The organism is Nostoc sp. JL33 (genome assembly GCF_017114985.1).
GTDB lineage: Bacteria > Cyanobacteriota > Cyanobacteriia > Cyanobacteriales > Nostocaceae > Nostoc.
This window is the reverse complement of record NZ_JABXKP010000059.1, coordinates 63,290-71,417: the sequence shown is the minus strand read 5'-3', so window position 1 is coordinate 71,417 and position 8,128 is coordinate 63,290. Positions and strand designations below refer to the sequence as shown.

6 protein-coding genes are annotated in these 8,128 nt (G+C 43.0%); 3 read left to right on the top strand and 3 right to left on the bottom strand.

What is annotated here, in order from left to right; genetic code table 11:
* Positions 1–247: 247 nt before the first annotated feature.
* Entirely contained in the window at positions 248–862 is a 615-nt protein-coding gene (locus HWQ23_RS16420) for a TetR/AcrR family transcriptional regulator (RefSeq protein ID WP_292830008.1), read from the bottom strand.
* A gap of 150 nt (positions 863–1,012) precedes the next feature.
* Between HWQ23_RS16420 and HWQ23_RS16415 the strand changes: the two genes are divergently transcribed.
* The 3 genes from HWQ23_RS16415 to HWQ23_RS16405 all read left to right on the top strand — a co-directional run bounded on the left by HWQ23_RS16415 (position 1,013) and on the right by HWQ23_RS16405 (position 5,278).
* Positions 1,013–2,650 (top strand): M16 family metallopeptidase, encoded by a 1,638-nt coding sequence (locus HWQ23_RS16415; RefSeq protein WP_292830006.1) that lies wholly within the window; start codon positions 1,013–1,015, stop codon positions 2,648–2,650.
* A 44-nt stretch (positions 2,651–2,694) separates the two neighbouring features.
* Positions 2,695–4,251: a M16 family metallopeptidase gene (locus tag HWQ23_RS16410; protein WP_375466628.1), complete on the top strand. Its 1,557-nt coding sequence runs from the start codon at positions 2,695–2,697 to the stop codon at positions 4,249–4,251.
* 379 nt (positions 4,252–4,630) lie between these two features.
* Positions 4,631–5,278, top strand: a complete 648-nt coding sequence (locus HWQ23_RS16405) for a Uma2 family endonuclease (protein WP_292830010.1) — start codon at positions 4,631–4,633, stop codon at positions 5,276–5,278.
* A gap of 209 nt (positions 5,279–5,487) precedes the next feature.
* On the opposite strand, the gene rpmB is transcribed toward HWQ23_RS16405, so the two are convergent.
* Complete coding sequence (gene rpmB, locus HWQ23_RS16400; RefSeq protein WP_292830004.1) at positions 5,488–5,724, bottom strand: 50S ribosomal protein L28; 237 nt, start codon at positions 5,722–5,724, stop codon at positions 5,488–5,490.
* Positions 5,725–5,857: 133 nt separating this feature from the next.
* Positions 5,858–7,846 carry a molecular chaperone HtpG gene (gene htpG, locus HWQ23_RS16395; RefSeq protein ID WP_292830002.1) on the bottom strand — a complete coding sequence of 663 codons (1,989 nt, stop codon included), beginning with the start codon at positions 7,844–7,846 and terminating at the stop codon, positions 5,858–5,860.
* Positions 7,847–8,128: the final 282 nt, after the last annotated feature.

The following is an 8,128-nucleotide window of genomic DNA, read 5'->3' as shown; positions in this document are numbered from 1 at the left end:
GGAGTTAGGAGTTGGGAGTTAGGAGTTAGGAGTTAGGAGTTAGGAGTTAGGAGTTAGGAGTTAGGAGTTGGGAGTTAGGAGTTGGGAGTTAGGAGTTAGGAGTAAAATTCATAACTTATATAACGTTTCCTAATCACATGAGGTACATCTTAGCCCCCTCCTCGCTTGCGGGGAGGGGGTTGGGGGTGGGGTTCTTGTACCTACCTCACTCAACCGAGAACCGTTATAACTCCTAACTGATAATTATTCACTCTTTGACCAACACTCCATTCAGGAAAATATCAGCAAGTCCTTCAGCCATTTGCAGCATTTGTTCGGGGGAAGCGTCAGGTTCTATGATCGTGTTGTTAGAAAAACCTGCGATCGCAAACATTCCTAAAAAAACTTTGGCAATCAGCTTCGCATCCATTTGCCGATAAATACCTTTATCCATCGCTGTTTGAAAGAAGGCTTCGCCCACATCGGTCATTTTGGTAATCACTTCTAATTGAATGCGATCGCGCAAATCAGGGTGAAACTGCACCTCCATAAAACAAATACGCATCAAATCAGCATTTTTTTGGAAGTTCCAGATCCGGCGGCGCATCACCTGGGCTATGGCTTTATAGCTACCCATTTCACTTAATTCTGTGAGTAAATCTGTCAGAATCTCCACCCAGCCACTAGTAGCGACTTCCACCAAAATTGCCTTTTTATTAGGAAAATAACGAAATAGAGTGCCTTCAGCTACACCTGCTGTTTGTGCTAAATCACGCGTAGTAGTGCCGTCAAATCCTTTAGAGGCAAACAACCGTTGTGCAGCTTCTAAAATCCGGGTGCGCGTCTGAGCCTCTGAAGGTGGGGAAGAATTAAAAATTCGCATAAAAGTTATGGTGAGATATCTGGAACAGGATTTGTAGCATTATTGTCTAACGTCAAGTAGAAAAAACCCTGAAAACTTAATAGAAGATTAACGCTCTTTTCCTAAGTATCCTGTTTTTTAGTTAGTGTAACTTTATCTTAACTTTTGCTTATGAATCAGATCAGTCGGTCAATTTGGGATTTTAAATTTGGGATTTTGGATTGGTCAAATCAAGTATCTGTCACATTGCGACGGTTATTTATCACTTTGTTAACTTTGATCATCCTTTGGTGCGGATTGCTGCCAGAAATTGCTCTGGCTCAAACTCAGACGGCACCTCCTCCCCAAGCAGTCAAAACTCCACCAGTTGAAAGTTCGATCCAACCTTATCTGGATCGAGTCATCAAACAGTTAACGGAATTTCGCCTCGACAATGGTTTAAAATTCATTGTCTTGGAACGACATCAAGCACCTATAGTTTCTTTTCTTACCTATGCGGATGTTGGTGGTGTGGATGAGCCAGATGGCAAAACTGGTGTAGCTCACTTTCTGGAACATTTGGCGTTTAAAGGCACGACACGCATTGGTACACAAGATTACAAAGCAGAAAAACCTCTATTAGAAACCTTAGAACGATTGGATGGCCAAATTAAAACAGCGAAAGCCGATGGCAAAAAAGATGAGGTTGCTCGGTTAGAAACTGAGTTTAAGCAAGTGGAATCACAAGCAGGTAAGCTTGTCAAGCCAAATGAATTGGGGCAAATTGTCGAACAAGCCGGAGGCGTGGGTTTAAATGCCAATACTTCAACCGAAGCCACCCGTTATTTGTACAGCTTTCCTGCTAATAAGCTGGAACTTTGGATGTCGTTGGAGTCGGAGCGATTTCTCGATCCTGTAATTCGTCGTGAGTTTTATAAAGAGAAAGATGTAATTTTAGAAGAACGACGGATGCGGGTGGAAAATTCACCCATCGGAATGATGCTGGAGAAATTTATTGATACTGCTTACAAAGTCCATCCTTACAGACGTCCAGTGATTGGTTATGACAAAGATATCCGCAATCTGACACCAGATGATGTGCAAAAGTTTTTTGATACTCACTACGTACCAAGTAATTTAGCGATCGCCATTGTCGGAGATGTTAACGCGGCTAAGGTAAAAAAACTGGCGCAAACTTATTTTGGCCGCTATCAACCAAAAACCAAAGCTGTTGAAGAAATCCCGGTGGAACCGCCACAACAACAAACGCGCGAAGTTACTTTACAGCTACCTTCTCAACCCTGGTATTTAGAAGGTTATCATCGTCCGGCAATTACCCATCCAGATAATGCAGTCTATGAAATCATTGGCAGCTTATTAAGTGATGGGCGCACGTCGCGGTTGTATAAGTCTTTGGTAGAAAAGCAGCGTTTGGCGCTAAATGCTCAAGGTTACAGTGGATTTCCTGGAGATAAGTACTCAAATCTCATATTTTTCTATGCTCTCACGGCTCCTGGTCATACAGTTGATGAGTTGGCGGTGGGTTTGCGCCAAGAAATTGACAAATTAAAAACTGAGCCGGTAGCTAAGGCTGATTTGCAACGGGTGAAAACCCAAGCACGGGCGGGTTTGTTACGTAGCCTCGATTCAAATATGGGGATGGCTGAACAATTGTTGGAATATGAGGTGAAAACTGGCTCTTGGCGGAATTTGTTTAAGCACTTGGATAACATTTCGGCGGTGACGACGGCTGATATTGAGCGGGTGGCTAAGGAGACGTTTACGGCTAAGAATCGCACGATTGGTAAGCTGTTGTCGAAAGAAGCTTAAGAGAAACGAACCGCAGAGGCGCAGAGGGCGCAAAGGAAGAAAGTATGCAGAGGTTTAAGGTGAAGGGTAAACAATTCAAAATTCAAAATCTAAGTTGCGCTGGAAGCGCACCTTTGGTGCGACTTAAAATCCAAAATTGGCAGGGGCTGATTTATGTTTTGCTTGCTGTTTTTACGTGTTTACTTTTAACTTGTAATTTTTCTCTGGCGGCGACGGCTGAAGCAAAGCATTACACAGAGTTGCAGTTGCCACCGCTACCTGAAATTAAGTTACCCAAGTATGAGCGGTTTGTGCTTCAAAACGGCTTGGTTGTCTATTTGATGGAGGATCATGAGTTACCGTTGGTGAATGGTACGGCGTTTGTGCGGACAGGGAATCGCTTGGAACCACAACAGAAAATCGGTTTAGCTGGTTTTACAGGCGCGGTGATGCGAACTGGGGGAACTAAGAAGCATTCGGCTGATGAACTCAACGAGATATTGGAACAACGGGCGGCGGCTGTAGAAACTAGTATTGGTGAAGCTTCTGGTAGTGCTAGCTTTGACGGACTCAGTGAAGATTTAGAAACGGTGTTTGCGCTGTTTGTTGAGGTGCTGCGATCGCCAGTATTTGCTCAAGAAAAGCTAGACTTGGCTAAGACACAAGCTAAGGGTGGCATTGCCCGTCGCAATGACAATCCAGATGGGATTGCTAGTCGAGAATTTAAGAAATTGATCTATGGGAAAGATAGTCCCTATGCCCGCACGATAGAGTATGCAACGGTGGATCAGGTTGAGCGTGAGGATTTGCTCAAGTTCTATCAGCAATATTTTCACCCGAATAATATGATTTTGGGGATTGTGGGGGATTTTGACTCCAAGAAAATGCGATCGCTCGTTGAAGCTAAGTTTGGCAACTGGAACCGCAACCCAGGTATTGCTAAACCCAAATTACCAAATGTTTCGCCAGCTAATACAGGCGGAGTCTTTTTTGTCAATCAGCCACAACTAACCCAAAGTAGTGTGCTTATCGGCCATTTAGGTGGACGGTTCGATAATCCCGATTATGCAGCGCTGGATGTATTGAATGGGGTATTAAATGGATTTGGTGGACGCTTATTTAATGAAGTGCGATCGCGTCAAGGTTTAGCTTACTCTGTCTATGGCCAGTGGAGTCCCCGCTACGATTATCCTGGGATGTTTATTGCTGGTGGACAAACGCGATCGGATGCTACCGTCCAGTTTGTCAAAGCCTTACAATCTGAAATCAAACGCATCCAAACTCAAAGAGTCACAGCAAAAGAACTGGCTTTTGCCAAAGAGTCTACACTCAACTCCTTTGTATTCAACTTTCAAGACCCCAGCCAAACCTTATCACGGTTAATGCGATACGAATATTACGGCTATCCTGCTGATTTTCTGTTTCGCTATCAAAAAGCCGTCGCCGCCACCACAGCCGCCGATGTGCAACGGGTAGCACGAGAATACCTCAAGCCCGAAAAGATCGTGACTCTAGTAGTGGGGAATCAAACCGCCATTCAACCACCATTAACGCAATTAGCAGCACAGGTGACACCAATAGATGTAACGATTCCTGGTTCGCAGCCACAGGCAAAGAATTAAGCTAAACCACATCTAGTTTGCATATCTAAAATTGATATAACTCTTGTGGGGTGGGTATCTTACCCGCCGTAATTATGCAATTTAAATGTGGAAGAGCGTTAATAGCGTAATACAAATAAAATCGCAAGGCTCAGATCCCCGACTTCTCTAAGAAGTCAGGGATCTCCTTGTTCAAATAACTTCCTTCAAAATCGGGAAATAGCTGACGACAAATTGTAGTAACCAGTAGAAACTAAATCAGGAACCAAAACCTCTGGGAACTCCAGAGGTTTTTTCTTCACTTTAAACAATTGTAGTGATGAAGCAGCAAAAATTGTCGCCGCGCATTAGTCAACTAGAGTAAGCTAAATTTAGGTTTAAGCTACTGGGAGTGGAGATGATGTTGTTGGAATTAAAGCGCATCCATGTTCCACCAGGACAAAGAGTGCTACTGCAAGATGTAACCTGGCAGGAATTGGAAGCAATTCTAGAGGATTTAGGGGAACATCGCGCTGCACGAATTGCTTATGACAGGGGAATACTGGAGATTATGGCACCACTGCCAGAACATGAATATGACAAAGAAATTATTAGCGATTTAGTCAAAGCTCTTTTGGAAGAATTAGATATTGAGTTTAGATGTCTTGGTTCAACCACTTTCAAAAACCAAGTAATGGCTCAAGGTATAGAACCTGATCAGTGTTTCTATATAAAGAATGAATCCAAGATTCGCGGCAAGAAGCGACTAGATTTAACAGTAGATCCGCCTCCAGATTTAGCGCTAGAAATTGATATTACTTCTCGTACTCATCCTAATATTTATGAAGCCCTAAAAGTGCCTGAGCTTTGGCGTTTTGATAAAGGAAAGCTCCAAATAAATGTTCTGCGAGACGGACATTATATAGAATCACAGCAAAGCCTAAATTTTCCTCTATTGCCACTAATTGAGACGATTCCCCAATATCTGGAGCAAAGTACAACAGCAGGTAGAAATGCAACGCTCAAAGCTTTTCGTCTTTGGATACAAAAGCAGATACAACAGCAATGACTGAATAATTCGTAATTCGTAATTCGTAATTTAAGAAATTAATTATTAATTAATTTTATATTGGGTAAGATAGTTTGATTTATTCTTACCCACTTACTTTTTTCAAGATGTAATGTAATAAGCATTAGGGTAGCACAGCTAGCTGTGCTACCCTACCAATCACCTGTATTCCACCTGACGAAAGTCTCAGGTTATGAAATCTACATTACTTAGTAATGATTCAGGTTAATGCCAGCTTCTTTTGCCATTGCTTCTAACCCTTTGCTTGCTATGGTTTTGATTGCTTTAGTAGACAGCTTTAATCTCACCCAGCGATTTCCGGCTTCCCACCAAACACGCTTGCTTTGCAGATTGGCCTGCTGAAGGCGTTTAGTACGGCGGTGAGAGTGGGAAACAGCAAAGGCGTTATTTGCCTTCTTACCAGTTAGTTCACAGCGACGGGACATAGAAAGTATCTCCAGATTGTTATTTGAATACAGCCTTTCCATTTTAGGTCTTAGGCAACAGAAGTAGGAGAAGTAGGAGAGGAGGAAAAGAGGAGGGAGAAATAACTCCTAACTCTTAACTCCTAACTCAGCACTACTTACTTGCTTGTTCCGTCAGCTTGGTAAGTACCTCATTCGATCGCTCCACGAAGGATTTCATTCCTTCAGCGTCAAATCCTTTTTGAGACATCAGCGCTAAATCGTAGACGTGTTGGCAAATCAAGTTCACTAAATGATCTGTAGGCGATTGACCGTCACCTTGAATAATACTACCTTGGTTAAGATTTGCCAGATTTTGAATCAGTGGGTGAGCAGTATTCACCAGCAAAATGTGATCTTCGGGAAACTCTGCTGACTGCTGCTGCATCATGGCGTTCATTTCTCGCATACGCCGGAGAATCTCAGGTAAAAGCACGATCGCAGGTGGTGTACCTTGAGGATCATCTGATTTCAACGCTTCGGTACGGATGTTGAGTTTGGGTTTGTTGAGAGATTTCTCAAATAACTCTTTGATCGTCTGACTCCGAGTTTTATTCGTCTTAGGATCAACAATTTCCGTAGCTTTGTCTTGTTCTAGCAGGGTATTATCTAAATCTGAGTCCACCCGTGTAAATTTGACATCCTGATATTCCCGCTCTAGGAAGTTGATAAAGTGGGTGTCAATGAAGGAGTCCATAAATAGGACTTCCAAGCCTTGATTTTTGTGCAGTTCTATGTATGTAGCTTGGGTTGCTCCATCAGTGCTGTAGAAAACCCGATTTTCGTTACGTTCTTTGTTGCGTTCTAAATACTCCTTGAGCGTGGTATAAGGAGCGCTGGGTGCTGAAAAATCAGAACTGGGTGAAGGAGTGACATCTTGCCAAGCATCCCCCTCTGAAGACTGTACCTCAACTGCTGGAGCTTCAGCAGCAGGTTTTTCTGTCAGCTTGGCGGTGGTGCGGAAGACGATAATATCTTCGATTTGTTTTTTGAATTTCTCGTCGTTGAGAACGCCGAATTTTACAAAAGTACCAAGATCCTTCCAGGCGCTAATGTATTCTTCACGATTATCGCGGAAAAGTTCTTTGAGGCGATCGCCTACTTTTTTGGCAATGTAATCACCAATTCTCCGCACGGTGCGATCGCCTTGCAAGGCACTGCGCGATACATTCAGAGGAATATCGGTGCTATCAATCACACCCCGCATTGGAGTCAGAAATTGCGGGATAATTTCTTCGCAGTTGTCGCTAACAAAAACTTGATTGCAAAATAGCTTGATCTGCCCTTTAGTAACATCTACATCCGGCCTCATTTTGGGAAAATACAAAATCCCGTTGATGATAAAGGGATAGTCTGTATTTAGATGTACCCACAATAGCGGTTCTTCCTGAAAAGGATACAGGTAGCGGTAAAACTCTAAATAATCTTCTTGACTCAGATTACTCGGAGACTCTCGCCACGGTGCTTTTTGCTTATTTAATACTTCGCCATCAAGTTTAATTGGTACTGGTAAGAAGTCGCAGTACGTCTTGACAAGATTCTTAATCCGTGATGATTCGAGAAATTCTTCCTCTTCTCCTTGCAGGGTGAGAGTAATAGTAGTGCCGCGAGTTGTCCGGGGCGAATCTTCTAGGGTGAAAGCTGGAGAACCATCACAACTCCAGTGAACCGCCTGCGCTCCTTCTTGGTATGACAGTGTATCAATCTCTACCTTTTGCGCCACCATGAAGGAAGAGTAGAAACCAAGACCGAAGTGACCAATAATCGGTTGATCTGACTTGTCTTCATACTTATGAATAAATTCTTCAGCACTAGAGAAGGCAACCTGATTGATATATTTCTTAACTTCATCTGCGGTCATCCCGATACCATTATCGGAGATAGATAGAGTTTTCTGATCTTTGTCAATGGCAATTTCAATTTCTGGTTCGCCGATATCTCCAGCGTAGTCTCCGGCGCGGGATACCATTTTCAGCTTTTGGATAGCGTCTACAGCGTTGGATACCAGTTCCCGCAAGAAGATTTGGTGATCTGAGTAAAGCGACTTCTTAATGATCGGGAAAATATTCTCAGTATGAATACTGATAGTGCCTTGTTCTAACATAATTGGTAATTTTCGATGTTCGTATCTGAAATGATGATAGTGGCTAATACAGGCTAGCCCTCTGTTTTCCAGGATAAACCCGGAGAACACAGGAGGGCATCAAGCAATTAAGATTTTAAAAGCATAGCTTAGGCGAACGCTCGTTTTTTGAGCATTGTTTGCCCCCATTTTTTGATTCGGATTTCCCTACTCCCGATTTTTAACGCAAGACTATTAGCCTAGTACCGCAAGGCGGAAGTCAAAAGTATTATGGAATGGGCTTTTTAGGGATTTTGAATGGTT

Excerpts from the sequence above, each read along its gene's own strand:
- HWQ23_RS16420 (WP_292830008.1), bottom strand. The coding sequence starts at position 862 with ATGCGAATTTTTAATTCTTCCCCACCTTCAGAGGCTCAGACGCGCACC.
- HWQ23_RS16415 (WP_292830006.1), top strand. The coding sequence starts at position 1,013 with ATGAATCAGATCAGTCGGTCAATTTGGGATTTTAAATTTGGGATTTTG.
- HWQ23_RS16410 (WP_375466628.1), top strand. The coding sequence starts at position 2,695 with ATGCAGAGGTTTAAGGTGAAGGGTAAACAATTCAAAATTCAAAATCTA.
- HWQ23_RS16405 (WP_292830010.1), top strand. The coding sequence starts at position 4,631 with ATGTTGTTGGAATTAAAGCGCATCCATGTTCCACCAGGACAAAGAGTG.
- rpmB (WP_292830004.1), bottom strand. The coding sequence starts at position 5,724 with ATGTCCCGTCGCTGTGAACTAACTGGTAAGAAGGCAAATAACGCCTTT.
- htpG (WP_292830002.1), bottom strand. The coding sequence starts at position 7,846 with ATGTTAGAACAAGGCACTATCAGTATTCATACTGAGAATATTTTCCCG.